Here is a 26,496-nt window from a genome sequence, read left to right as displayed (position 1 = left end):
ATGCTAAGGAGGATTTATTATGAGGAAAATCATTGTTGGTTCAAGACGTAGTAAACTGGCGATCACTCAAACCAATTGGGTAATACAGCAATTAAAGGATTTAGGAGCTCCATTTGAGTTTGAAGTAAAGGAAATTGTCACTAAAGGTGATATTATCTTAGATGTTACGTTATCTAAAGTTGGTGGGAAAGGTCTGTTTGTAAAAGAAATTGAACAAGCCATGCTTGATAAAGAAATTGATATGGCAGTGCACAGTATGAAGGATATGCCTGCCGTTTTACCTCCTGGCCTAACGGTGGGATGTATGCCAAAACGTGTGGACTATCGTGATGCCCTTATTTCAAAAGATCATGTATCACTAATGGAACTTAAAGAAGGAGCAGTAGTTGGTACTAGCAGCTTAAGAAGAAGTGCTCAGTTACTTGCCGTTCGTCCAGATTTAGAGGTGAAGTGGATAAGGGGTAATATTGATACGCGCCTATCAAAGCTGAAAAATGAGGAATATGATGCCATCATATTAGCGGCTGCTGGATTAAAGAGAATGGGCTGGGATGATGATGTCGTAACAGAATACTTAGATGCTGAACTTTGCTTACCTGCAGTTGGGCAGGGGGCACTTTCAATAGAATGTCGTGAAGATGATCAAGAGCTTCTTCAGTTACTACGAAAGCTAAATGACGAGACAACAGAACAAACCGTTTCTGCAGAAAGAGTATTTCTTCATGAACTTGAGGGCGGTTGTCAGGTTCCAATCGCAGGATTAGCAAAGCTAACAGAAGAAGGACACATTGAACTAACTGGTTTAGTAGGATCACCTGATGGGAAACAAATCTTAAAGGAACGTGTAACAGGGGCTAATTATGCTGAAGTGGGCAGACAGGTCGCTGCTCTATTAAGGGACAGAGGTGCCTCTGACCTAATTAACAAGGTAAAGCAGGAGCTTGATTCATAGTGACTACACTTCCTTTAGAGAAGAAAACAATTGTACTAACTCGTAACGAGGTTAAAAGCAAAGAGATAGTAGAGGAAATCGTTCATAAAGGTGGGCAAGCAATCGTCTTGCCCTTGATTGATTTTCGACCAACACAGCTCTCAAACTCGGAAATTGAGCTGCTTTCAAACTTAGAGGAAGTAAATTGGCTTGTTTTTACAAGCGCTAATGGTGTTGATTATTTTTTTAAGATTATACATAAATTACATATTGTACTTCACGAGAGTTTGAATATAGCAGTTGTTGGGACAAAGACAAAAGAGGCACTCCACAGACACGGCTTTCAACCAACCTTATTACCAAAAGAGTTTGTTGCAGAAGGTCTTATCGAAGTATTTCAACAACAACCTATTAAAAATAAGAAAATCATATATATTAGAGGGAATTTGGCCAGAGACCTTATTCCCAAAGAGCTAACAAGTCTGGGTGCAAAGGTACACGAACTAACTGTTTATGAAACCTTTTGCCCTACCGAAACGAAGGAACTTGTTACTCTTTTTTCAAATAAGATCGATGCGATTACCTTTACTAGTCCTTCTACGGTGAATCATTTTGTTCAGCTACTTGAAGGTACACAGTGGAAATCCTGGTTAAGTGGGGTGGTCGTGTGCTGTATCGGTCCTATAACGGAAAAAGCTGCTATAAGAGCTGGACTCATTCCCACCATTGTTCCACATACATATACCATGAACCATTTAATAGATGAACTTATTTCATATTTCCAGAAAGAAGGGAAAAGAGTATGACCTATTTTAATCGTCATCGAAGACTTCGCCAAACTGCTAACTTGCGAACGATGGTAAGAGAGACTCACCTACATAAAGAAGATTTTATTTATCCGATATTTGTTGTTGAAAAAGAGAATGTTAAACATGAAGTGCCTTCTATGCCGGGTGTCTATCATCTTTCACTCGATCTTCTTTTAGAAGAGGTGAAGGAAGTAGTTGGCCTTGGAATCAAATCTATTATTTTGTTTGGAGTTCCGAATGATAAGGATGAAGTAGGATCTTGTGCCTATGATGATAACGGAATTGTTCAACAGGCAATACGAGTAGTAAAATCAGAGTTTCCAGAATTAGTGGTTATTGCAGATACGTGCTTATGCCAGTATACTTCTCACGGTCATTGTGGCGTCGTAGAGAACGGTTACGTACAAAACGATGATAGTTTAGCTCTACTCACTAAAACCGCTGTGAGCCAGGCTAGAGCGGGTGCTGATATTATTGCACCTTCTAATATGATGGATGGATTTGTAGCGGCCATTCGTCATGGTCTGGATGAGGCTGGATTTGTTGACACCCCGATTATGTCGTATGCGGTAAAATATGCGTCTGCTTTTTATGGTCCATTCCGAGATGCTGCACATAGCACACCTCAATTTGGTGATCGTAAAACCTATCAAATGGATCCTGCCAATCGCTTAGAGGCTTTGAGAGAAGCAGAGTCAGATCTTGCAGAAGGTGCTGATTTTCTAATTGTTAAACCCGCATTATCATATTTAGATATTATTCGTGATGTAAAAGAGAATTTTAATGCTCCAATAGTTGCTTATAATGTTAGCGGAGAATACTCCATGATTAAAGCAGCTGCTCAAAATGGATGGATATCTGAAAAAGAGATTGTCTTAGAAATGCTAACGAGTATGAAGCGCGCTGGTGTTGATTTAATTATTACTTATTTTGCAAAAGATGCTGCCGCTTGGTTGTCTGAGAACGAATAACAGGAGGCTAAAAAATGAAGCAATATACGAAATCAATCGAAGCTTTTAAAGAAGCAAAAGAACTATTACCTGGTGGCGTTAACAGTCCTGTACGTGCTTTCAAATCTGTAAAGATGGATCCTCTTTTTATGGAAAGAGGAAAAGGCGCTAAGATTTATGATATCGATGGCAATGAATATATTGATTATGTCCTTTCATGGGGGCCCTTAATTCATGGTCATGCTGATGATACAGTCGTAGAGGCAATCAAAAAGGTAACAGAGTTAGGAACTAGCTTTGGTGCCCCAACATTAATTGAGACTGAACTAGCTAAGCTGGTGTTAGAACGAATTCCTTCGATGGAAATGGTTCGAATGGTTAGCTCTGGAACCGAGGCAACAATGAGTGCACTTCGTTTAGCAAGAGGTTATACAGGTAAAAACAAAATAATGAAGTTTGAGGGCTGTTATCATGGTCACGGTGACTCATTATTGATCAAGGCAGGATCTGGTGTTGCTACACTAGGTCTACCAGACAGTCCAGGTGTTCCTGAAGGAATTGCCCAAAATACAATTACTGTTCCATATAATGATATGGAAAGTGTGAAATACGCATTTGAACAATTCGGAGATGATATTGCAGGTGTCATCATCGAGCCGGTCGCGGGAAATATGGGGGTTGTTACTCCACTACCAGGCTACTTAGAGGCATTACGTGAAATTACTACTCAATATGGGGCTTTGTTAATATTCGATGAAGTGATGACTGGGTTTAGAGTAGACTTCCATTCCGCACAAGGAAAATACGGAATTACTCCAGATTTAACATGTCTAGGTAAGGTAATTGGTGGGGGATTACCTGTTGGTGCTTATGGTGGTCGCAGAGAAATTATGGAACAAATCGCACCGGCTGGCCCGATTTATCAGGCAGGTACTTTATCAGGAAATCCACTGGCCATGACAGCAGGCTTAGAAACACTTCGTAAGCTAACGCCAGCGTCATACGAAGAGTTTGAAAGAAAAGCAGATCGATTGGTTGAGGGCTTCACTGAAGCTGCTAACAAATATGGAATTCCTCATACGTTAACTAAGGCGGGCTCCATGGTAGGCTTCTTCTTTAACGGTACAGAGGTTACTAATTACGAGCAAGCAAAGCAGTCAGATCTTGATATGTTCGCTGAGTACTATCAGCTAATGCTACAAGAAGGTGTGTTCCTTCCACCTTCACAATTTGAAGGAATGTTCCTGTCTACAGCTCATACTGATGAGGATATCGAGCATACCATTCGTGCAGCAGAATCAGCATTTTCTAAATTGAAAAAATAAGCAATAATGACCATCTTTCATAATGAGAGATGGTTTTTTTATGTTTAGATGGTTATTGCGTTAGTTAAAAAATAGCCAATAGGAAAGAAGTTTTCAAAGAATAGAAAGTTTTCTTCATAAACAAGCGTAGACTATCATAGATTTTTAATGACATCGTAAATATTTTTGAGGGTTTGAAAGGAGGAACGGACTTTGACAGTTGAAAACCAATCGTCGATACGATTTTCTGTAGAAGAGTCCATTTGGTTTCAAAGAGGACAGGAAGTAGCTGAATTATTGTCAATGTCATTAGATCCTGAAATCATCATTCAAGAACATGATCAATATATATCTGTTAGAGGTGGATTAATTTTAACAGGAGAGTATCATGCAGATGATTCAGAAAGAGAAAGTGCTGTACAGCCTGCAGGAGCTAGAACAGTTCAAGAGGTAGATAGAAACGCGGAAGGTTTGTCTTTATTAAGACATAAGTTTCCAATCGACATTACCATACCAAAAAACAGAATTCAAAACCTAAATGATGTATATGTAACCATCGAGAGCTTTGATTATGAACTTCCACAACGAGGAAACCTTCAACTTGAAGCAGAGCTTTCCATCACAGGTATCTATGAAGATCAAGAAAGAAGTGAAGAGGCTCAAACACAACCGTCTCCACAGCCAGTTGAAAATGTAGAAGAAGATACTGCTATTGAAGAAGTGGTTGAGGAAGTGGAAGAAGTAGTAAATGAGGTAGTTACTACTGAAGAACTAGATATAACAGAAGAAGTAGCAGAATTAGCAGAAGAAGTAGAGGAAGAGCTTGTACAACCTCTTATGCGAGGTTCCTTTAACGAGGATGAAGACCTAAATGATGCAGAAGAGGGGCAACAAGATCCGTATACTCCTTTCGTTGTAGAAGCTAAAAGAGATCCTGCTGCTGAATCAGCAGATGGTGTACTAGAAGAACAGGGTGAAGTTCAGGAAGAAGAAATTCAGGAAGCGCCAGTTTTAGCGCGGAAGGGACCTCAACTAGAGTTTAAAAGCCGTGTTGAGGAGCCGAAGGTCTCTACTCAGGTAGAAGAACAAGAAAGTGACGGAAGCGTAACGAAGCGCGATGAAAATGCTTTATATTTAACTAAAATCTTCGCGAATGACAACGACTCAGACACAACGAAATTAAAAATGTGTATTGTCCAAAAGGATGAAACACTAGAGTTGATTGCTGAGAGATACGCAGTACAACCACAAACTTTAATTAGAGTAAATAATCTCGACCGAGAGCATCTTGCTGAAGGTCAAATCTTATATATTCCTGTTGCAGTAGGAAGCTTAAAATAGTAAGGAAAACGTGAGAGAGTCCATACTCCTCACGTCTTTCTTTAGCTCAGTATAAATAAAGAATTTTGACGTACTAACTGTAAAAAAGGAAGTGCAGTCATGACAACCAACTTAGGGTATAAAATACAACCTTTACTCCATGAATATGGGGTAGAAGCAGATTATGTTGAGAATTTAGGTGAGATTAAAAAGATTTACTCGAAGCAAGGTACACTTGCTATGAAAAGAACAAGGCTATCACCTAGCGAGCTGCAACAATATGAGCAGACACTTAAGTTTTTACACTATAAGGGATTTGGAATGGCAGCTCCAGTGTACAAAACAAAAGCTGGCTCCTATTTTGTATTTGATCGCGAGGGTTCAGCTTACTATGTAATGCCTTGGTTAGCAGCTAATCGTGAGGAAGAACGAAATGACCATGCCTTTAACGTGTTCAGACAATTAGGTGAACTTCATGCCAAAACGGTTCAGGAAGAAAAGATATCGGAAGAGGAAATGACGAAACTCGTAGATACTGAGAAAGAAAAATGGAAGAGGCGAAAAATAGAGCTAGAAAAGTATATAGAGAAATGTGAAGATCAAGCATATATGTCTCCATTTGAACTCTATTTTTGTACGTATTATCAGGAAATGACTCGAGCTAGTGATTATGCTTTACGTAAGCTAGATGAATGGTATGATCTTTCTAAAGAGAAAAAAACCTATCGAAATGTTTTTACTCATGGAAAACCTTCTTTTCAGCACTATTTATACAATATTGAAGGAAATGGATATTTTATTAACTTTGAACATGCTAAAAGGCATCCACCTATTTATGACCTTCTCTATTTTTACTATAGGTCATGTAAGACATATCCTTTTCAAAACGATGATCGTTTTCAGTGGTTTCAAACTTATCGTAAGCAATTTCCTCTTACAGAAGAAGAGTTAACCCTATTTATGGCACAGCTCGCTTATCCTGAAGGCTTATATAAGGTTGTACGGGATTATCGTAAAAATAAAAAGGGAAAAACTGAAAGAGTGCATGTCCAGCTTTTACAAAGAGCCTACTGGCAAATGAAGAATATTGAATCATTCCTAACGAACATCATGATGTATGAAGAACAGATTAAACAACAAAAACTACAACAACAGCAACAAGAATCCCAAATGAATTCATAAGGGATTCTTTTTTTATATTTTATGAGAATTATTCAGCAAAAATTTTGTCTGACTCTAATCTTTTCTTGCTTCCATAGGCAAGGCAGCAAGAAAAGGGTTTGTACAGTTTGATGACATATGTTTTATAGGGCCGAATTATACATGTATTATAACCATTCGAGTCGGAAGCTTACTGAAAGTAAAATTAAAATGGCAAGTAGAATGACATCAAATGTTGTTGGTAAAAAAATCGTTCGTACTCCTTGGAAAATAGTGAGCGGAATAATTATTTGTACAGTTACACCACGACAATACCTCAACCAAGGGGGAAGCGCATAGGGGTTATAACGTCGTCTCATCGATTGCCCTCCTCATTCAACTATTCTACTATTAACCTATGTATGTAAACAAAAAAGGTGAGTTGTTTTACCACAGAGATTTAGAGGAATATATTACACTATACGCATATTATTAAAAAAATATGGCAATACTTATTGACGATTTAGTATCAATTTCGTAGACTATGATATATATTAAACTAACCACATAACATAATCTTGAAAATGCAAAGATAGGGAAGAGTACAGAATAGCACCTTCAGAGAGAGAAGCCATTTGGAACAAATGATTTTTTTGATCCATTGCTGAGAGGCTTCTTAGGAAAAGCAAAACTGGAATGTCGCCCTTAAGCAGCTCTTTTGAAACATAGTAGGAAGAGCCGGTTCTCAGCCGTTAACTGACCTTGAGTGTGTAGAATGAAAGGATGGATTAAGTCCTATTAGTTCTGCAAAAAAAGGTGGTACCGCGAAATTCAGCTCCTTTCGTCCTTTTATTTGGATGAAGGGGGCTTTTTGTTTTTTAGCAGGTTATATACCTAAATAGTTAGGTGAAGGAGGAAAACAGAATGGAAGCAAATGAACAAAAGTTATCAACAAAATACGATTCGAAGGCGGTTGAAGCCAACAGGTATGATTATTGGTTAAAGGGTAAGTTTTTTGAAGCAAAGCCTGAATCAGGGAAGGATCCATATACGATCGTTATTCCACCGCCTAATGTAACTGGGCGCTTACATTTAGGGCATGCATGGGATACGACCCTTCAAGATATTATGACTCGTATTAAAAGGATGCAGGGGTATGATGTTCTATGGCTACCAGGAATGGATCATGCTGGAATTGCGACCCAAGCGAAGGTTGAAGCAAAGCTACGTGAAGAAGGCAAATCTCGATATGATTTAGGTCGTGAAAAGTTTCTTGAAGAAACATGGAAGTGGAAAGAGGAATATGCAGGTCATATTAGAGAGCAATGGTCAAAGCTAGGTTTAGGGTTAGATTACTCTCGTGAGCGCTTTACAATGGACGAGGGACTCTCTAAAGCGGTTCGTGAGGTATTTGTATCTTTATATGAAAAAGGACTCATCTATCGTGGTGAGAGAATCATTAACTGGGATCCTGCAACAAAGACAGCTCTTTCTGATATTGAGGTTATTTATAAAGATGTGCAAGGTGGCTTCTATCATATGTCTTATCCTTTAACAGATGGATCTGGACATATTGAAGTAGCGACAACAAGACCTGAAACAATGTTAGGTGATACGGCAGTTGCCGTTCATCCAGAGGATGAGCGCTACAAGCATCTGATTGGGAAGACCGTTACATTACCAATCGTTGGCCGTGAAATTCCTATTGTTGGTGACGATTATGTAGACATGGAATTTGGTTCTGGGGCTGTAAAGATTACGCCTGCACATGATCCAAATGATTTTGAAATCGGGAACCGACATAACTTAGAACGCATTCTTGTGATGAATGAAGACGGTACAATGAATCAAAACGCTGACAAATATCAAGGCTTGGATCGCTTTGAGTGCCGAAAGCAAATCGTTAAGGACCTTCAAGATCAAGGAGTTTTATTCAAAATTGAAGAGCATACACACTCAGTTGGGCATAGTGAGCGTAGCGATGCAGTAGTTGAACCATATTTATCTACACAGTGGTTTGTAGATATGCAGCCACTTGCGAATAAAGCCGTTGAACTACAATCTTCATCTGACAAAGTAAATTTCGTTCCAGAGCGTTTTGAGGGTACGTATTTACGATGGATGGAGAATATCCGTGACTGGTGTATTTCTCGTCAGCTTTGGTGGGGCCATAGAATCCCGGCTTGGTATCATAGAGAGACTGGTGAAATGTATGTTGGTCGAGAAGAGCCTAAGGATGCTGAAAACTGGGAACAGGATGAAGATGTTCTAGATACATGGTTCAGTTCAGCATTATGGCCATTTTCAACGATGGGTTGGCCAAACGAAGAAGAGGCTGATTTCAAACGTTATTATCCGACAAATGTACTTGTAACTGGTTATGATATTATCTTCTTCTGGGTTTCAAGAATGATTTTCCAAGGATTAGAGTTCACTGGAAAGCGTCCATTTGATGATGTATTAATTCACGGATTAGTTCGTGCAGCTGATGGGCGTAAAATGAGTAAATCACTTGGAAATGGTGTAGACCCTATGGATGTTATTGAAGAATTCGGGGCAGATTCACTCCGTTACTTCCTATCCACTGGTAGCTCACCAGGTCAGGATTTGCGTTTTAGCATGGAGAAGGTAGAAGCAACTTGGAATTTTGCAAATAAAATATGGAATGCTTCCCGTTTTGCCTTAATGAATATGAATGGGTTAAGGTTTGAAGAGATTGACTTATCTGGTGAGAAATCAGTAGCCGACAAGTGGATTTTAACTCGCTTAAATCATACAATCCAAGAAGTAACAAAGCTTGTTGATAAATATGAGTTTGGTGAAGTAGGTCGTATTCTTTATAACTTTATCTGGGATGATTTCTGTGACTGGTATATTGAGATGGCGAAGCTTCCTTTATACGGTGAGGATGAAGAGGCAAAATTAACGACTCGCTCCATCTTGGCATATGTGTTAGACCAAACGATGAGACTACTTCATCCATTCATGCCATTTATTACAGAAGAAATTTGGCAGGCATTGCCACATCAAGGTGAATCGATTACTGTTTCTAGCTGGCCAACAGTTAATCCAGAGTTGTCAGATGAGAGTGCAGCTGCTGAAATGAAGCTGCTAGTAGATATCATCCGTGCAGTTCGTAATATTAGAGCTGAAGTGAACACACCAATGAGCAAACAAATCAGACTTCAGATTAAAGCGAAGGATGAGAAGATAGGTAACACACTAGAAAAAAATCGTTCCTATTTAGAGCGATTCTGTAACCCTAGTGAGCTAATCATCGGTACAACCATTAACAACACTGAAAAAGCAATGACTGCCATTGTAACTGGTGCAGAGCTTTCCCTACCGTTAGAAGGACTTATTAATATTGAAGAAGAAGTAAAACGCTTAGAAAAAGAACTCGATAAGTTTGAAAAAGAGGTAGAGCGTGTTGAAAAGAAGTTAAGTAACGAAGGATTCGTGAAAAAGGCTCCAGCATCAGTCATTGAAGAAGAACGCCAAAAGCAAAAGGATTATATTGAAAAGCGCGATACCGTTCGATTACGCATTGAAGAACTAAAGCAGCTTTAACATCTAGTGGGGACGAAATTCGTCTCCACTTTCTATAGTTAGCATAAAAAGCGCAAGCGGCCCAAATGATGACAGGCTAAGTGCGCAACGTCCTGTTGCAACGCCTGCCTGACCTGCATCGTGCAGGCCTCCGACAAGCAAATGTTCCTTGAAGAATAAAAGGGTGCTCTTGCCTTTTATACTTCAAGGGTTATTTGACCTAGGAAAAAGTGTACTTCCTTTTTCCCTCGAGGTAGGATGAAATTGCAAAGATCGTCGCAATTTCATCTTGGCTGGGTGCTGGAGCTAGATTACTCCAAACTAGTGAAACAAGCACACCAAAAAACTTATACTTTCTAAGATTTTATAAAAAAACGGAGGCACAACATGTTTACTTCATACGCAGATGCATTAGACTGGATTCACTCCAGGTTAAAACTAGGAATCAAGCCTGGACTTAGAAGAATGGAATGGATGATGGAGAGGCTCGGTCATCCGGAACGAAATATTAAGAGCATCCATGTTGGTGGTACAAATGGTAAAGGCTCTACAGTCAGTTATATGAGAGCTGTTTTACAAGAGGCCGGTTATCAGGTCGGAACGTTCACCTCCCCTTATATCGAGCAATTTAACGAAAGAATTAGTGTTAATGGCGTTCCCATCACAAATGAAGAAATGGTGACGTTGGCCAATCAAATTAAACCATTGGTAGAAGAATTAGAACAAACAGACTTAGGATCTCCTACCGAATTTGAAGTGATCACTGCCATGTCATTTTACTATTTTGGAAAGCTAAATCCTGTGGATTTCGTACTTTATGAAGTAGGTCTTGGGGGACGATTTGATTCGACGAATATCATCCACCCTGTTTTATCGGTTATTACCACAATAGGACTTGATCATATGGCGATACTAGGAGACACTATTGAGCAAATCTCTTTTGAAAAAGCAGGCATTATAAAGTCTGGAGTTCCTATCATTGCTGGAGTACAACAAGAGGAAGCAATTGAAGTCATTGCCAAAACAGCAAATCAGAAAATGGCAAGACTCTATCTAGTAAATAGAGAATTTTCGGTCTTGAATTGTCAATCAACTGCTGAAGGAGAGTTCTTTACTTATCAATCGGAGCGTACTACGTACGAAGATTTATTTATTACCATGAAAGGTTCCCATCAAGTTTTAAACGCCTCATTGGCAGTGAAAGCAATAGAATACTTGAATACATATCTGTCGGTACAGGTTGATGAGGTTCATATACGAGCTGGTTTAGAGAAAATGTATTGGATCGGTAGATTTGAAAAAATACAGGACAAGCCAACGGTGATCATTGATGGAGCACATAATCGTGAAGGCATTAGAGAATTAGTCAAAACTGTCAATGTACATTTAGTAAATCAGCCAATTACCGTGATTTTCAGTGCATTGGAGGATAAACCACTCGACGAGATGGTCACTCAACTAGATGAAATAGCAGAAAGTATTATTTATACCTCGTTTGACTTTCCAAGGGCTACCTCTGCAGAAAAGCTCTATTCTATGCAACCGTTAGAAAAAGCAAAAGCAGTGGAAGATTTTAAGGAAGCCATCGATGAAGAACTAACAAATATAGATCATGTAATCGTCATCACAGGTTCTCTTTATTTCATTTCCCAAGTCAGACAATACCTTAAGGAAATAAATAAAAAGGAAAATATGTAAATTTATTATGACAGCTATCTGAATATTTGATAAAATAAAGAGTAGAATTTTATAAAACATTGTAGAAAGAAGGGGGATTATGGATGTAACAAGACCATTTCGCATTGGTATATGGATTGCATGGTTACTAATATTTCCTGCAGCTAGCTGGTATATTTATCAGCAATATCCCCCTACTATTTCAGGATTTGAAATTGATGTATTTGTTTTCTTAGTTTTTATGTGTATTGTGGCTACACTTCCAATCATTGTCAATGATACTCCCATCTTCTTTACTCATGGAGTATCATTAGCTGTTTTTCTAGTGTTTGGGCTTTTTGTAGAGATGGTTCTTTTCCAAATTGCCATTTTAGTTTTACTACTAAAGGTACACGTTACAAGAAATAACTTATTTAGACTACCCATGAACTCATTAATGTTTCTCATTGTTTCAGTTATTGGAGCAGTTGTTTATTATTCACTTGGTGGACAAAATGGTATCATTCAATTAAATTCGGTAGCGAGTTTTATTCCTATTGTTGGATATATTGCATCAACCTTTTTAGCGAATAATATTTTGATCCATATAATAAGAAGAGTTGTATACAAGCGGGATGATCATTTCTTCACAAGGGATTTACTATGGGAAGCAATGACAAGCCTACTAGTTATTCCAGTCGGTGTGGTACTTTACCTGCTATATATTGAGATTGGAATTATAAGTACTTTCTATATTGGAATCCCATTCTTAAGCATCGCGATTATTCTTCAGCTATATCATTCTAGTCAACAAGTAAACTCTTACCTTCAAAAAGTAAGTGAAATCGGACATCAATTAACGGAGCGTCTGGAAGTTGACCAGGTATTATCTCTTTTTTTAGCCAAACTAACAAAAACACTTCAGGTGGATTATGCCTATATCATTGACGTAAAAAGAAACTATTCGTTTGAAGTTCTTCGCTATTTCGAACTTGGTGAGGATAAAATGGGGAACGGTTATACCTTTGACCAAGAAAAAGGAATTAGTGGGTATATCTATCAAACAAGTAAACCAGTACTATTCAAAACGAGTAAAGAATGGAATCATTTGGCACTAGCAAATGCACCCGAGCAGGCAGAAAGCTTAATTGGTGTCCCAATCAAACGGAATCAAAAAATTGTTGGAATCATTATTCTGCTTTCTAACAAAAAGAGAGCATATGAAGGCTTTCACTTAACAATTGTCGATATACTGGCTAACTATTTAGCTGTTGCGATTGAAAATGCAAGGCACTATGAAGAAGCTAAGAAGATTAGTGAGCATTGTGCACTCACAAAGCTATATAATTATCGCTATTTTGAGAATAAGTTAGAGGAAGAATTTATTAGGTTGACCTCTTCCAAGCTAGCAATGGATTTATCCTTAATTCTATTGGACATTGATCATTTCAAGGGTATCAATGACACATACGGTCATCAGGCCGGTAATGAGGTATTGTTTGAGTTAGCAAGAAGATTAGAAAAGAGTATAGGCTCCAAAGGGACAGTTGCCAGATATGGTGGAGAAGAATTTGCCATTCTTCTACCAGGGTTCGACCCGTTTGCGAGCTATGAGGTAGCGGAACAAATCAGACAAGCTATTTCAAGTGAACCTTTTATCATCAACCATCATCTAGCTGAAACAAATCAAGAAGTAGAAGTAAAAATCACGGCAAGCATAGGAGTAGCCACTGCCCCTGAAGATGCGGATGACCCTATGACACTAATACGTCATGCAGACCGGGCTATGTACACTGGAGCTAAACAACAAGGGCGAAATAAGGTTGCGCAGTATGTGAAGTAGAAGAACCTATATGTATAGGTTCTTTTCTCTTTAGGTACTGTAATTAATCTACCAAACTGGCAAACCCTTCTCTGTCCATAGTATAATTATAAAGGTTTGTACTAATTAAAATTAAATAAATGGAAAGGTTGATTTGATGAGAAAAATTGATAACTTTAATTCTTATGCTTATTTATATCGTTATAATTATTCTAAAGTGAATGGTACCCAAAGTGCTGAGTTAGAAATGTGGTTCTCTATTCATTTAAACATACTACCCGGCACTCGGAGGTATGAATTAGAGTAATGACAATACTATTCTATCTTGTTATCTTTATTTTAGGAACTGTACTAGGTTCCTTTTACAACGTCGTAGGTCTTCGTCTTCCTCTAAAAAAGTCAATAATTGCACCACGATCCTCTTGTACATTATGTCAAACTCCACTAACACCTCTACAACTAATTCCTGTTTTATCCTATCTCCTTAATGCTGGAAAATGTCTTCATTGTAAAGGCCGTATTTCCTTTATATATCCTATAGTAGAGTTTTTAACTGGCAGTCTATTTGTATTAGCTTTTATTGTAATTGGATGGGAGTTTGAGCTATGGGTTGCATTGGCGTTTATATCATTATTAATGATTATTCTCGTATCAGATTTATCTTATATGGTTATTCCCGATAAGGTGGTTGCATTTTTCACTATCCTATTTCTAACAGAAAGCCTTTTTAATCATTATTCACTCTCACCCTTATGGAATTCACTTCTTGGTGCTGCAACGGGGCTAGGGTTACTAGCTGTTATTATACTAATTAGTAAAGGTGGTATGGGTGGGGGTGACATGAAGCTCTTTGGGGTGATTGGTCTTGTTCTTGGATGGGAGCTTGTTCTTCTCGCCTTCTTCTTGTCAACATTTATAGGCACTATTGTTGGGATGCTTGGGCTCATCACAGGTAGGATTAAACGACAGCAACCTTTTCCGTTTGGCCCATTCATCGTTATCGGTAGTCTGATTACCTACTTTTGGGGCAATGAAATAATCTCTTTGTATATTCAAGTATTTTACCTTGTTTAATGACAAGTATGACATATTAAGGAGCTTGTATATCGTAACAGGATCACGGCGCGATCCTCATTAATTGAAAAATACTAAAAAATTTGACGAAAACCTTTCGTAACAAGACGACAAATGTCTTGTTATTTTTTGTTTCTCCTATGTTACAGTTGGAAAAAGTATACTCCCGAATTTCCGACACATTAGGAGGTGTAGCATGGACAAGCCTAAAATTTTAATCAAGATTAATGGCAGAGAGCGGTCGTTTTCTGAAACGACAACGGACGAGCAAATAAAGATTAACCCAAACTCCCAACAAGAAGTTAAACAGGAGCTTGAGGAACAAGAGCCCCCTTCTCCTATCAAGGAGTTTGAACTCGCTGAAGAGGAAATTGCTGCAGCAAATGAGGAAAGAGAGTTTGAGTGGATTCTACCTGAGCCTCAGCCGTTTGAAGATCATCCATATGATAAACTCGTAAAACCAGATCCAGTAAAAAAGAAATCGAATCCTATTATTGGTACTCTTTCTTTTCCTAGTATCCAGAAGAAGCGAAATAAATCTACTTTTCCATTTAGAACTCTATTTTTAGCAATTTTCTCAGCATTAGTAATTGGAACTTCATTTGGAATGGTGGTGCTTCATCTTTTTACAGAGGACCTCGCTCAGCCAGCATTTGAAATGGATCAGCCAACAGAAGCTGGGGGTGCTTCTGAAGATGAAGGAGCTAACAAGAATCCTGATAATGCTCCAACTAACATGACTGCTATTACTCTTCCAGCTCTGAATGTATTTTTAGTTCAAGGCGGGGTATTTTCAACAGAGGATGCTGCGACCCCTATAATTAATGGGCTTAAGGAAGATGGATTTGCAGGAACCGTTATCAACCAGGACGGAAAGTATTTTTTATTCATGGGTATTGGTATTTCAGATTTGGCTGGTAAAGCTATAAAGACGCCATATGAAACCGCAGGACAGGATACATATGTAAAAGCATTCTCAATACCAGAGGTGACTTCTGAGGGTGATCCTGCTATGGTTCCGGCAGAGGAATTATTTAATCATCTCATATTATATAGCTCTAATAAGTTTACAAGTACCCCGGAAAGTGTGAGCTGGGATGAAATTAAGACTACCTACACTGACCTTTCTTCAAAAGAAACAGACTCTAGCTTTGTAAATACGGTTCTAGAATCTTATAAGGCTGTGGAAGCTTATCATAGCTCTTCTTCAAATGCTGATTTTTGGAGTGCACAACAAGCATTGTTAACTAGTCTTCAAGAATATCAAAAATGGATTTCTGAGCAGAGAAACTAGAAGTTTTTTGTCGAATAGTGGTCATATATAGAAGAGGAGAAGCGTATTGTATAACGTTTCTTCTTTTTTATGATTAAAAAAGGAAAAGCTTGAAAATACTAAATTGTGGTAAAAAAACACATTTATTAAAAATTGTAGAAATAGGGAAGAGATGGTACGATATGGTTGTATCTTCCTTCCATAACTAAACAGTAAAGCTAGGTGATGACATGCAACACCTCATTTTAGCCTCTTCATCTCCAAGAAGAAAAGAACTACTTACAAACCTCGGAATCACATTCGATGTTCATTCCAGTACAGTTGAAGAAATTGTCGATCCATCTGCTACTGCAGAGGAGACCGTGCTCTCATTAGCTCAGCAAAAGGCAATGGATGTAGCCAAACAGTATCCGTCATCTTATGTAATTGGCGCTGATACGATTGTTGTAAAGGATTCAAAGATTCTAGGTAAGCCAAAGGACGAGCAAGATGCCATTAGTACCTTAAAAATGCTCTCAGGAGAACGTCATTCTGTGTTAACAGGTGTAGCGATTGTGCATGAAGGAAATTCTACTGCCTTTTATGTTAAAACAGATGTCACCTTTTGGCCATTACGTGATGAGGAAATTATCCAATATATCCGAAGTGGAGAACCGTTTGATAAAGCGGGTTCCTACGGAATACAAGGATTGGGTTCTCTCTTTGTTAAGGAAATTAGCGGGGATTATTTTGCCGTTGTTGGCTTACCAGTATCCACATTAAAAAGAGAATTAGAGAAAATTGGATTTAACTTTTAGGCCCTGTTAAACTAACATCCTGTTAAGAACTCATCTTTGATTTAACAGGTGCCACTTTTAAAGGAGGAACAGGTTGCTTGAAAGAAGGCTCTTCATTAATGATTCGAGATTTCCCCCAAAATGAAAGACCGCGTGAGAGATTAATACAGGATGGACCGACAAGTCTTTCAAATCATGAGCTATTGGCTATTTTGCTGAGAACAGGTTCAAAGCAGGAATCAGTGATTCAGCTAGCAAATAAGCTACTGAATCAGTTTGAAGGTTTGCGATTATTGAAGGATGCAACAATAGAAGAGCTATCAAATATTAAAGGTATAGGTGAAACAAAAGCTATTCAAATTCTTGCTGCCCTTGAGCTTGGTAGAAGAGTCGGGAGGTTACAATACGAAGATCGTTTTGTGATTCGATCTCCTGAAGACGGGGCCAATTATATGATGGAAGAGTTGCGCTTTCTATCACAGGAGCATTTTGTATGCCTATATTTAAATACTAAAAATCAAGTGTTACATCGAAAAACGATTTTTATTGGTAGCTTAAATGCATCAATTGTCCATCCAAGAGAGGTGTTTAAAGAAGCTTTTAAACGTTCTGCTGCCTCCATTATATGTTTGCATAACCATCCAAGCGGAGACCCGACTCCTAGCAAAGAGGATATAGAAGTTACAAAACGGCTCTCAGAATGTGGGAAAATTATTGGTATTGAACTTTTAGATCATTTGATTATCGGTGATCAAAAGTATGTTAGTCTAAAAGAAAAAGGATATGTGTAAACACTATGCTTTTGAGATTACTTCCTTTATAATACTAGTTATGAGTTTTTCCTGAACATTAGTATGATAAGTAGGAAGTTAACATACCTATAATACAATAAAGCATGTTCAAAAGGAGGAAAATCAAGCCAACGAAGAAATTCGAAAGCCTATTTTTCCCGGACTTTTTGAACACCCTCTTATAGAAGAGCATGTCAGGTGCCATCATCACATTACATAAATGTTTAGAAAGGAAGATACATACATGCTTGGTACTCGAGATCTTGGTATAGACTTAGGAACGGCAAATACCCTTGTTTATGTGAAGGGAAAAGGGGTAGTTGTTCGTGAGCCATCAGTTGTGGCGATCCAAACCAACACGAAACAGATTGTAGCAGTAGGAAACGATGCTAAAAATATGATTGGTCGTACTCCTGGAAATGTAATCGCTACTCGTCCTATGAAGGACGGAGTTATTGCAGATTACGAAACAACGACAACAATGATTAAATATTATATTAGACAAGCACTAAAAAATAAGAGCTTTTTCTCTGGAAAGCCTTACGTCATGGTTTGTGTTCCATCTGGAATTACAGAGGTGGAAGAACGTGCGGTTGTGGAATCAGCAAAGCAAGCTGGTGCTAGAGATGCATTTACGATTGAAGAACCATTTGCAGCTGCTATTGGAGCAAACCTTCCAGTATGGGAACCAACAGGTAGTATGGTTGTCGATATTGGTGGAGGTACGACAGAGGTAGCGATCATCTCTTTAGGTGGAATTGTAACTAGCCAATCCATCCGAATCGCTGGAGATGAAATGGATGAAGCGATCATGCAATATATTAAAAAGAATTATAACCTGATGATTGGTGAGCGTACTGCTGAAATGTTAAAGGTTGAAGCAGGTTCGGCAGGGATTCCAGAAGGTATTGAGGACATGGAAATCCGTGGGCGTGACTTATTAACGGGATTACCGAAAACAATCGCCATCTCAGCAATAGAAGTAGCAGATGCACTTAAGGACACAGTTTCAGCGATCGTCGAAGCAGTAAAAGTAACCCTTGAAAAAACACCACCAGAACTAGCTGCCGACATTATGGATCGTGGAATTGTCCTAACAGGTGGAGGAGCACTTTTACGAAATCTTGATAAGTTAATCAGTGAAGAAACAAGTATGCCCGTGTTAGTAGCTGAAAACCCACTCGATTGTGTGGCAATCGGTACAGGAAAATCACTTGATAATATTGACTTATTCAAGAATAAAGCTAAATATAGTAATCGTAGGTATTAAAAAGAGTGACCTAAGATTTTTCTTAGGTCTTTCTTGGCGAATAAAAGGCTTTTTTTAACTATGCTTATTTTTTATGCTTAGAAATGAATTTTAACTTTAGCTTTTATAACCTATAAATAACAATTGTGCTTTAACGAGGACTTTTATAGACTACTTTTTTACTTAGGAAGTAATGAGTTATAAAATAAACCCTATTTAATGCAGCGATCGTAGTGGAGGAACGCGAGACTCCTGCGGGAGAAGCGGTTTAGGGGAGACCCCACAGGAGCGTAAGCGACGAGGAGGCTCACCAACCGCCCGCGGAAAGCGAGTGTTCAGGAACGAAGATATCTTCTTATTTAGAGTAGTCTATTTTAAAAATAGAAATAAGTTTAATTTTTGATTTTATTAAGATTTTTTAGATAAAGAGGGTGTAAGGTCATGCCACAATTTTTCTTAAATAGACGTCTTATTATTCTGCTTGTCAGTATTATTATTTTAGTGGCATTGATTGGTTTTTCTATTAATGATCGAGAAAAGATAACATTACCAGAACAATTTTTAAGAGACTCGATGGGATGGGTTGTTGGAGTGTTCCACTACCCAGCAAACGAAATGAAGGGTTTCTTTCAAAATGTAAATGAGCTGAGAAATACATACAAAGAAAACGAAGAACTAAAAGCAAAGCTTGAGGAATATGTTGAGCTTTCAGTAAAGGCTAATTCTTTAGAAACAGAAAATAAAGAGCTACGAGATCTATTAGGAAAGACCGAAAGCATCAGTGATTATAACGCTATTCAGGCAACTGTTATTGCCCGAAATCCGGATCGTTGGCATGAAATATTAACCTTGAACAGAGGTAGTAATCACGGTGTTGAAATCAATATGGCGGTCATTACATCAGAAGGTTTGATTGGAAAGGTACAATATGTATCACCATTCACCTCAACGGTTCAGCTTTTGAGTGCACCTGCAAGAACAAATCGAATTTCTGCTATTATTCAGGGTAAGGATAAAACGTTAGGCGTTATTGAAGGCTACGATGATGTAAGAGAGGCTCTTCTATTTAGAAGGATCCCATATGATGCTGATATTAAAGAGGGTGATATGGTCATTTCCTCAGGCTTAGGCGGTGTGTTTCCACAAAGGCTAGTTATCGGTTCAGTGCTGGAAGTATTTCCTGCAGAAGACGGATTAACTAAGACCGCATATGTTGAACCAGCAGCCAATTTATACGATATCAATCATGTCATCGTCGTTGATCGCACCATGGTTAGTGAAGATGATTTAGTTGAGGAGGAAGAGGTGGAGGAGAATTGAGAAAATGGCTTCTCCCAACCTTAGCAATCCTTTGCTTTATTTTTGAAAGTGTATTTATCCAAGTTCTTCCATCTGAATTGTTTGAGTTGGAACGGATTATGATTCCACGGTTTGTAATGGTCATCATTGTCATTATTACCATGTTTACATCGTTAACAACAGGAATGACCTATGGATTTGTAATGGGTCTTTTATATGACTTAATGTACACCGACTTAATTGGGGTTTATATGTTTGCTTATACGTTTATTGCGTATGGTGTTGCGATGATCATGAAGTTACTTCATATAAATATTTTTACAGTTATATTAATGACTCTCCTTAGTATTGGGATTCTAGACTTTTTTGTGTATGGAATTATGCTAGTAATTAAGACAACTTCAATCCCGACTATGGATTTTCTTACCGTTCGGTTACTTCCTACCCTCGTGTTGAATTTAGCCTTTGTTATATTATTATTTGTTCCACTAAGAAAACAATTTTTAAAAATTATTGATACAAATAAGGATGAGTAATGTAAAATAAAACTTGGCGGGTAGCCAAGTTTTTATTTTACTAATGTAGTAAAAAGGTTGTTCAACATAAGTTGAAAGTTAGAATACACGGCTAAGGAGCCTTCTTTAAGTAGGTGTAAATCCAGCTTTTTCGAAAGATTCTCATATGGGAAAGAGGAAAAAACGGTCAGCCTGTCGAAATTTTATTGTATGAGGTGAGCGTAAGTGATGGGGACTAAGCAACAATATGTAACAATCAAAGGAACAAAGGATGGCTTAACGTTACATCTCGATGATCGCTGTACATTTCAAGAGCTTTTAACAGAAATTGAGGAAAAGCTGTCTGCAAATCAACAAACACAACCAGACAGACCTCATATAGTCGTTCATGTAAAGGTTGGAACTCGTTACATAACAAAAGATCAAGAGGAAATGTTAGGTACCTTGATTGGTAAAAAGAAAAACCTTGTTATAGGTTCAATAGATAGTGATGTCGTCACGGTAGCAGAAGCATTAGAGTGGAAGAAGCAAGCTGAAGTTAGTACAGTGTGTAAAATGGTTCGGTCTGGTCAAATTTTAGAAGTTCCGGGAGATTTATTATTAATCGGTGATGTGAATCCAGGTGGAACTGTCATTGCGGGTGGAAATATATTTGTAATGGGTGCTTTAAGAGGACAAGCCCATGCGGGAACTGGAGGTAATAATGATGCAGTAGTTGTTGCATCCATTATGAAGCCTACATTACTTAAGATTTCAGCTGTTATTAATAGAGCACCAGATCGTTCTCAGGATGATGCTAACGAGATGGAATGTGCCTATATAAATAAAGATGAGCAAATTGTAATTGACCGTTTACAGGTTTTATCACATCTAAGACCGAATTTGACGAGACTAGAAAGGGGAATGTAACGTGGGAGAAGCTATTGTTATTACATCTGGTAAGGGTGGAGTTGGTAAGACAACAACTTCAGCAAATATCGGCACCGCGTTGGCTTTATCAGGAAAACGTGTTTGCTTAGTTGACACTGATATTGGACTTCGTAATTTAGATGTTGTGATGGGATTAGAAAACCGAATCATTTATGATCTTGTTGATGTTGTTGATGGACGCTGTAAGGTACATCAAGCATTAATCAAGGACAAGCGATTTGAATGCCTATACTTACTACCTGCTGCTCAAACAGTGGATAAGTCTGCGGTACGTCCCGAACAAATGAAAAAGCTCATTTCAGAGCTAAAACAAGATTATGATTATATTATTATCGATTGTCCAGCTGGTATCGAACAAGGTTATAAAAATGCGGTTGCAGGTGCTGACAAGGCAATCGTGGTAACTACACCAGAAGTATCATCTGTTAGAGATGCTGATCGTATTATTGGTTTACTTGAAAAAGAAGACATTGAGGCACCTAGATTGATTGTTAACCGTATTAGAAATCATATGGTGAAAAACGGAGAAATGCTAGATGTTGATGAAATCGTATCTGTTTTAGCGATTGATCTATTAGGAATCGTTGCCGACGATGATAGCGTAATTAAGGCTTCAAATAGTGGAGAGCCGATTGCGTTAGATCCAACAAGTAAAGCATCTCTTGCTTACCGAAATATTGCACGACGCATTTTAGGGGAGTCAGTACCTTTACAGCTTTTAGAAGAAGATAAAGGTGTACTTTCCAAAATGAAAAAGTTCTTTGGCATTAGATAAACGTAAGAGGGCGACAAGGATTCAACTCGAATCCTTGTCGCCCTTTTTTTGATGGAACTTTAACTTTTAAGGCTTCCACATTTGTTGATACTATGGTTTGTCTATTTGTATTTTAGTTACGCAATCATGACAGATTTTCACGCAATTACCCTTCGAACCTCCACAATTATTTAAGAAGTCATGCAATAAGTAAATGGACTCAAACAATTATATGGAAATCTCACACAATAGCCTTAAATAAGTCTGTGCAAAACTACTAAACAACTAAACCAACCTAAAAACGCTATGTTAAGAACGTTTTAGGTTGGTTTTATCACCAAAATGTCAACTACACTAGCCACTCTCACGGTTTTTAACAACTTGAATAGTCTATAGGAAATTAACCTATAAATCCTATGGTGGTGTTAAGCAATGGAACTCCCTTTACTTTTATCAGGTCCAATCATCAGAAGGGTAGACACTTCTGGTGTGGTGATCTGGATCGCAACTAGTAGGAGATTTCAAATAGGGGCGGAGCTATTTCACATAGAGTGTTCGGGACAAAAATACAGCTATAAACTGTTAAGTGATATAGCAGAAACACAGACTCTCAGGCTAGGGAAAAGATTATATATTAATTTGATCACCATTAAACCCACGACAGCGCTTTTTCCAACTAATACTCTACTAGGCTATAACCTCCTATTCTCAAGACGTTCTACAACAGTCGATTTAAATAGTTTTGGTCTTCTTGAGCAAAATCATCCTCATTCCATTGTGTATGGTAATCTAAAGTACCCGTCTTTCTATATAAACTCTGGGGAGAATGGCTCTATATTATACGGTTCTTGTAATAAACTTCATGGTAAAGGAAATCATTCACTAGCAAGTGCAGATCTACATTTGGAGGAAGAGTTTACTAATTTAAAAGAACGGCCTCATTCTCTGTTTCTTCTGGGTGATCAAATTTATGCGGATGATGTTCCTGATCCAGTATTTCCTGTAATAACAGAACTTCATAAGAAATTGGTAGGAAATAATGAGGATCTTACTGTAGTCGATTATCGTTTATCGGAACCTCATTTAAAGGATTCTATTAACAAGATCAATGGAAGACAGTTCATCATGGAGTACCTATGCCAGTTTTCATCAAGGAATGCTTCAAACCATATGATGAAGTTCGGTGAATATGCTGCTTTGTATTTATTATCATGGGCGCCGCAGCTTTGGGATTACGCGGTAGAACAAGGATACATTGCTGGCTTTTCTGACCAGCTTGAAAAGGATCAAATTCATTTTGTTTTTCCAAAAGAAGAGCAACACCTACCTCAACATCAAAAGGAGCTGAAACAACTCCAGAAACGTTATGATGAGCAATGGTGGGAGGTACAGGAAAACCTGCATGTTTTGCCTAAGATTAGTCGCTTGCTAGCAAATACACCCACTTATATGATGCTAGATGATCATGATATTACGGATGATCTTTATTTATCATACAACTGGAAGAGAAATGTGTGGAATTCCCCTTTAGGTCGCCATGTGGTCGCGAATGGATTAGGGGCATATTGGGCGTTTCAAGGATGGGGCAACTGTCCTGATTCCTATAGTCCTTCTTTTCTAAGAATGGTGAAACGCTATTGTTATACTTTTTCTGTCGGAACAGTAGAGTATAAGAATTGGATTGAACGCTTGTGGAATTATGATTCCTGGCATTTTGTTGCTCCGACAGAACCAAAGGCAATTTTTTTAGATACACGAACAATTCGATCTTATCAATCTCCTCCACGGCCAGTGAAGCTTGGAAATACTATGGAAGAAACCCCTCGTGGTCCAAATCTCATAGGTAGTGAAGGATGGGTGAAGCTGACTGATCTTTTACAACAAAGTGGTTGGAGCAGTGGGGAGAAGTTAATTGTTAATTCACCTGCACCCTTCTATGGTGTGGGTCTCATTGAATCATCATTGGATTCGTATGTTCATCCTCTAAGAACGCTCGGAATCCCTATTCATGAAATGATTGATTATGAGGCGTGGAAATATAATGGTGAAGGATTTACACAGTTTATTAATAAAATAATAGAGTGGAATCCGAGTCATTGTTTTATCTTATCAGGTGATGTTCATTATGCTTCTAATGTGAGATCACATATAAAAACGAACCAGGAAAAGGAAGCAACGATTCTTCAATTTACGAGTAGTCCCATCCAAAATATGAGCTTTTCAGGCATTTGGGGGAGTTTAGTGAAAGGTGCTATTTGGTTAAACACGCTAAAAAGGAAAAAGAAGGAGATTAATCGTTATTGTGACTCATCTTATCAACTAGTTATGGACGATCATCCGCTTGATTCCACACCTGTGCATTGGACCGAGTCCATTCGTTATTTATCAACAGAAAAAGGCCATATTATAGAAACTAATAATAATTTGGGGTTGATTCAATTCACTCCTGATTCTGTACAAAACAAACTATTGCAGTATAAAGACTTAGAAAAGCATGAGGTTGCATTTGAAAGAGTGAACCTAAATAAACACAACGGAACTTGAGTGAAAGTTGATGTGCCCACAACCTATTAATAGGTTGTGGGTTAATTTTTATTGTCTTTTTTCGCATATATGCTCCGGACAAGTCATAAAATGTACAAACTCTAGCTAAGGGAATGATGTGTTCATGAGTAATCGTGCGGATGATATTCGTAAGCGTATAGCGAAGCGAAAAAGAGAGAGACAGCAAACCTCATACGATCAATCACCTCGTAAAAAGAATGTACAGCCTAATTATTTTGTAAGAGATGAAGAGAGGTATGGGGTGGCTCCTTTTGATTCTTATGAAGGAGGCGGGGCCAATCAGCACCCGTTATTCAACAAAGAGTGGTTTATGTTTAAAGTGCTTGGAGCAGCATGTCTATTGTTATTAGTAGCCATTATGTTTAAAGATGGATCAGCTCGTTTTGAGAATGCACGTGAATTTGTATCGAAAGCGATGGAAAGTGAATTTCAGTTTGCTGCAGTAACGGAATGGTATGAGGACCAATTTGGTAGACCATTAGCACTACTGCCAACTACAGTTGAGAAGGAAACACCATCTGATCGTGCACCTAATTATGCTTTGCCTGTATTAAGCACAAAGATTCTTGAGAACTTTGAAAAAAATGGCCAAGGCATCATGGTTGAAACAGGTAACAATTCTCAGGCAGAGGCAATCTATGAGGGAACAGTTGAGTATATTGGGACAAAGGCAGAGATTGGTGGAATTACTGTAGTCATTCAGCATAGTGACGGTACAGAGTCTTGGTATGGAAATCTAGAAGCCACGGATGTACTTCTTTATGATTATATTGAAAAAGGTACTAAAATTGGGACTGTGACTGATAACTCTGATGGAGTAAATGGCATGTTTTATTTTGCAATTAAAAAGGGGGATAGCTTCATAGACCCTATACAGGTGATCAACTTTGAGTAGAAGTCTTTGGGTATTAGCACATAAATGGAAGGTACATCCATTATTCTGGTTTATTATCGGAATTAGTATAATAACTGCCCACTTCAAGGAACTGTTAATGGTTTTTTTGATTGTGATCTGTCATGAAATGGGCCATGCGTGTATGGCTCTTTTTTTTCGTTGGAGAATCAAAAAGATTGAACTCCTACCATTTGGTGGAGTCGTTGAATTAGATGAGCATGGTAATCGCCCATTAAGGGAAGAGTTTTTCGTAATTATTGCGGGGCCATTGCAGCATATTTGGATATCAGGGCTTGCCTTTCTCCTGTATGAAACGGGTACCATTTCGGCTCATAATTACGAGCTTTTTATGTATCATAATCTTGTCATTCTATTATTTAATTTACTTCCTATTTGGCCGCTTGACGGTGGAAAGCTATTATTTCTTTTATTTTCAATAAAGCTGTCCTTTGCAAAGGCACATCGTTTAACTATTGTAGCTTCAAGCGTAATCCTCGTTATTTTAGCTGTACTTACACTTATCATGGAGCCATACCAATTAAATATTTGGATTATTTTTTCCTTCCTAGTTTTCTCACTGTACACGGAATGGAAGCAATGCTCCTATGTTTATATAAGATTTTTGTTAGAGCGTTATTACGGCAAACACCAGAACATCTTGAAACTAAAGCCCTTACTCGTTAAAGAGGCGGATCCATTAATCGAAGTACTTTCAAAGTTTTGTCGAGGGTATAAGCATCCTATTATCATACAGGAAGACAATAATAAACGATACGAGCTAGATGAAAACGAATTGCTTCATGCTTATTTTTCTAAAAAGCTAACAACTAGTAGTATAAAGGATCTTATCCATGATTATTGACTATCACATATACAACCAGTAAAGTGGAACTA

23 protein-coding genes and 1 other annotated feature are annotated in these 26,496 nt (G+C 38.1%); of the genes, 22 read left to right on the top strand and 1 reads right to left on the bottom strand.

The window, feature by feature from the left end; all coding sequences use genetic code 11:
• The first annotated feature begins 19 nt into the window (after window positions 1–19).
• The 6 genes from hemC to ysxE all read left to right on the top strand — a co-directional run bounded on the left by hemC (window position 20) and on the right by ysxE (window position 6,496).
• Window positions 20–952: a hydroxymethylbilane synthase gene (gene hemC / locus G4D63_RS08710; RefSeq protein WP_163179236.1), complete on the top strand. Its 933-nt coding sequence runs from the start codon at window positions 20–22 to the stop codon at window positions 950–952.
• Window positions 952–1,737 carry a uroporphyrinogen-III synthase gene (locus G4D63_RS08705; protein WP_163179235.1) on the top strand — a complete coding sequence of 262 codons (786 nt, stop codon included), beginning with the start codon at window positions 952–954 and terminating at the stop codon, window positions 1,735–1,737. The genes hemC and G4D63_RS08705 overlap by 1 nt, the downstream gene beginning before the upstream one ends.
• Entirely contained in the window at window positions 1,734–2,711 is a 978-nt protein-coding gene (gene hemB, locus G4D63_RS08700; protein WP_163179234.1) for a porphobilinogen synthase, read from the top strand. The genes G4D63_RS08705 and hemB overlap by 4 nt, the downstream gene beginning before the upstream one ends.
• Window positions 2,712–2,725: 14 nt before the next feature.
• Window positions 2,726–4,015, top strand: coding sequence for a glutamate-1-semialdehyde 2,1-aminomutase (gene hemL, locus G4D63_RS08695; protein WP_163179233.1), 1,290 nt, complete (start codon window positions 2,726–2,728; stop codon window positions 4,013–4,015).
• Window positions 4,016–4,207: 192 nt separating this feature from the next.
• On the top strand, window positions 4,208–5,335 hold the full coding sequence (gene spoVID / locus G4D63_RS08690) for a stage VI sporulation protein D (RefSeq protein ID WP_163179232.1): 1,128 nt from the start codon (window positions 4,208–4,210) through the stop codon (window positions 5,333–5,335).
• Window positions 5,336–5,434: 99 nt separating this feature from the next.
• Window positions 5,435–6,496, top strand: coding sequence for a spore coat protein YsxE (ysxE, locus tag G4D63_RS08685; RefSeq protein WP_163179231.1), 1,062 nt, complete (start codon window positions 5,435–5,437; stop codon window positions 6,494–6,496).
• Between the two features lie 146 nt (window positions 6,497–6,642).
• Here ysxE and G4D63_RS08680 read toward each other — a convergent pair whose 3' ends face one another.
• A complete protein-coding gene (locus tag G4D63_RS08680) occupies window positions 6,643–6,834 on the bottom strand; it encodes a hypothetical protein (RefSeq protein ID WP_163179230.1) in 192 nt (63 codons plus the stop codon).
• Between the two features lie 200 nt (window positions 6,835–7,034).
• Window positions 7,035–7,306, top strand: a binding site (T-box leader).
• A 72-nt stretch (window positions 7,307–7,378) separates the two neighbouring features.
• On the opposite strand from G4D63_RS08680, the gene G4D63_RS08675 reads away from it, so the two are divergent.
• The 16 genes from G4D63_RS08675 to G4D63_RS08600 all read left to right on the top strand — a co-directional run bounded on the left by G4D63_RS08675 (window position 7,379) and on the right by G4D63_RS08600 (window position 26,464).
• The gene (locus tag G4D63_RS08675) at window positions 7,379–10,024 is read left to right on the top strand and encodes a valine--tRNA ligase (protein WP_163179229.1); all 2,646 of its coding nucleotides are present in this window, start codon (window positions 7,379–7,381) and stop codon (window positions 10,022–10,024) included.
• A 366-nt stretch (window positions 10,025–10,390) separates the two neighbouring features.
• Entirely contained in the window at window positions 10,391–11,701 is a 1,311-nt protein-coding gene (locus G4D63_RS08670; RefSeq protein ID WP_163179228.1) for a bifunctional folylpolyglutamate synthase/dihydrofolate synthase, read from the top strand.
• Window positions 11,702–11,780: 79 nt separating this feature from the next.
• Window positions 11,781–13,502 carry a sensor domain-containing diguanylate cyclase gene (locus tag G4D63_RS08665; protein ID WP_163179227.1) on the top strand — a complete coding sequence of 574 codons (1,722 nt, stop codon included), beginning with the start codon at window positions 11,781–11,783 and terminating at the stop codon, window positions 13,500–13,502.
• A 136-nt stretch (window positions 13,503–13,638) separates the two neighbouring features.
• The gene (locus G4D63_RS08660) at window positions 13,639–13,788 is read left to right on the top strand and encodes a hypothetical protein (protein WP_163179226.1); all 150 of its coding nucleotides are present in this window, start codon (window positions 13,639–13,641) and stop codon (window positions 13,786–13,788) included.
• Window positions 13,788–14,555 carry a prepilin peptidase gene (locus G4D63_RS08655; RefSeq protein ID WP_163179225.1) on the top strand — a complete coding sequence of 256 codons (768 nt, stop codon included), beginning with the start codon at window positions 13,788–13,790 and terminating at the stop codon, window positions 14,553–14,555. Before G4D63_RS08660 ends, G4D63_RS08655 begins: the two co-directional genes overlap by 1 nt.
• Window positions 14,556–14,751: 196 nt before the next feature.
• Complete coding sequence (locus G4D63_RS08650) at window positions 14,752–15,849, top strand: hypothetical protein (protein ID WP_163179224.1); 1,098 nt, start codon at window positions 14,752–14,754, stop codon at window positions 15,847–15,849.
• A gap of 209 nt (window positions 15,850–16,058) precedes the next feature.
• Entirely contained in the window at window positions 16,059–16,625 is a 567-nt protein-coding gene (locus G4D63_RS08645) for a Maf family protein (protein WP_163179223.1), read from the top strand.
• Window positions 16,626–16,723: 98 nt separating this feature from the next.
• Window positions 16,724–17,395, top strand: coding sequence for a RadC family protein (gene radC / locus G4D63_RS08640; protein ID WP_163179490.1), 672 nt, complete (start codon window positions 16,724–16,726; stop codon window positions 17,393–17,395).
• A gap of 244 nt (window positions 17,396–17,639) precedes the next feature.
• A complete protein-coding gene (locus tag G4D63_RS08635) occupies window positions 17,640–18,665 on the top strand; it encodes a rod shape-determining protein (RefSeq protein ID WP_163179222.1) in 1,026 nt (341 codons plus the stop codon).
• A 420-nt stretch (window positions 18,666–19,085) separates the two neighbouring features.
• On the top strand, window positions 19,086–19,964 hold the full coding sequence (gene mreC, locus G4D63_RS08630) for a rod shape-determining protein MreC (RefSeq protein WP_163179221.1): 879 nt from the start codon (window positions 19,086–19,088) through the stop codon (window positions 19,962–19,964).
• Window positions 19,961–20,479 carry a rod shape-determining protein MreD gene (gene mreD / locus G4D63_RS08625; RefSeq protein WP_163179220.1) on the top strand — a complete coding sequence of 173 codons (519 nt, stop codon included), beginning with the start codon at window positions 19,961–19,963 and terminating at the stop codon, window positions 20,477–20,479. The genes mreC and mreD overlap by 4 nt, the downstream gene beginning before the upstream one ends.
• Window positions 20,480–20,686: 207 nt before the next feature.
• On the top strand, window positions 20,687–21,367 hold the full coding sequence (gene minC / locus G4D63_RS08620) for a septum site-determining protein MinC (protein WP_163179219.1): 681 nt from the start codon (window positions 20,687–20,689) through the stop codon (window positions 21,365–21,367).
• 1 nt (window position 21,368) lies between these two features.
• Window positions 21,369–22,163 carry a septum site-determining protein MinD gene (minD, locus tag G4D63_RS08615; protein WP_163179218.1) on the top strand — a complete coding sequence of 265 codons (795 nt, stop codon included), beginning with the start codon at window positions 21,369–21,371 and terminating at the stop codon, window positions 22,161–22,163.
• 411 nt (window positions 22,164–22,574) lie between these two features.
• A complete protein-coding gene (locus tag G4D63_RS08610) occupies window positions 22,575–24,686 on the top strand; it encodes a metallophosphoesterase family protein (RefSeq protein ID WP_163179217.1) in 2,112 nt (703 codons plus the stop codon).
• A 124-nt stretch (window positions 24,687–24,810) separates the two neighbouring features.
• A complete protein-coding gene (locus tag G4D63_RS08605; protein WP_163179216.1) occupies window positions 24,811–25,602 on the top strand; it encodes a M23 family metallopeptidase in 792 nt (263 codons plus the stop codon).
• On the top strand, window positions 25,595–26,464 hold the full coding sequence (locus tag G4D63_RS08600; RefSeq protein WP_239585902.1) for a M50 family metallopeptidase: 870 nt from the start codon (window positions 25,595–25,597) through the stop codon (window positions 26,462–26,464). The genes G4D63_RS08605 and G4D63_RS08600 overlap by 8 nt, the downstream gene beginning before the upstream one ends.
• Window positions 26,465–26,496 lie beyond the last annotated feature (32 nt).

Origin of the sequence: Bacillus mesophilus (assembly GCF_011008845.1) — a bacterium.
GTDB classification, from domain to species: domain Bacteria; phylum Bacillota; class Bacilli; order Bacillales; family SA4; genus Bacillus_BS; species Bacillus_BS mesophilus.
The sequence above is the reverse complement of the archived record's forward strand: the minus strand, read 5'-3'. Positions and strand labels throughout refer to the sequence as shown.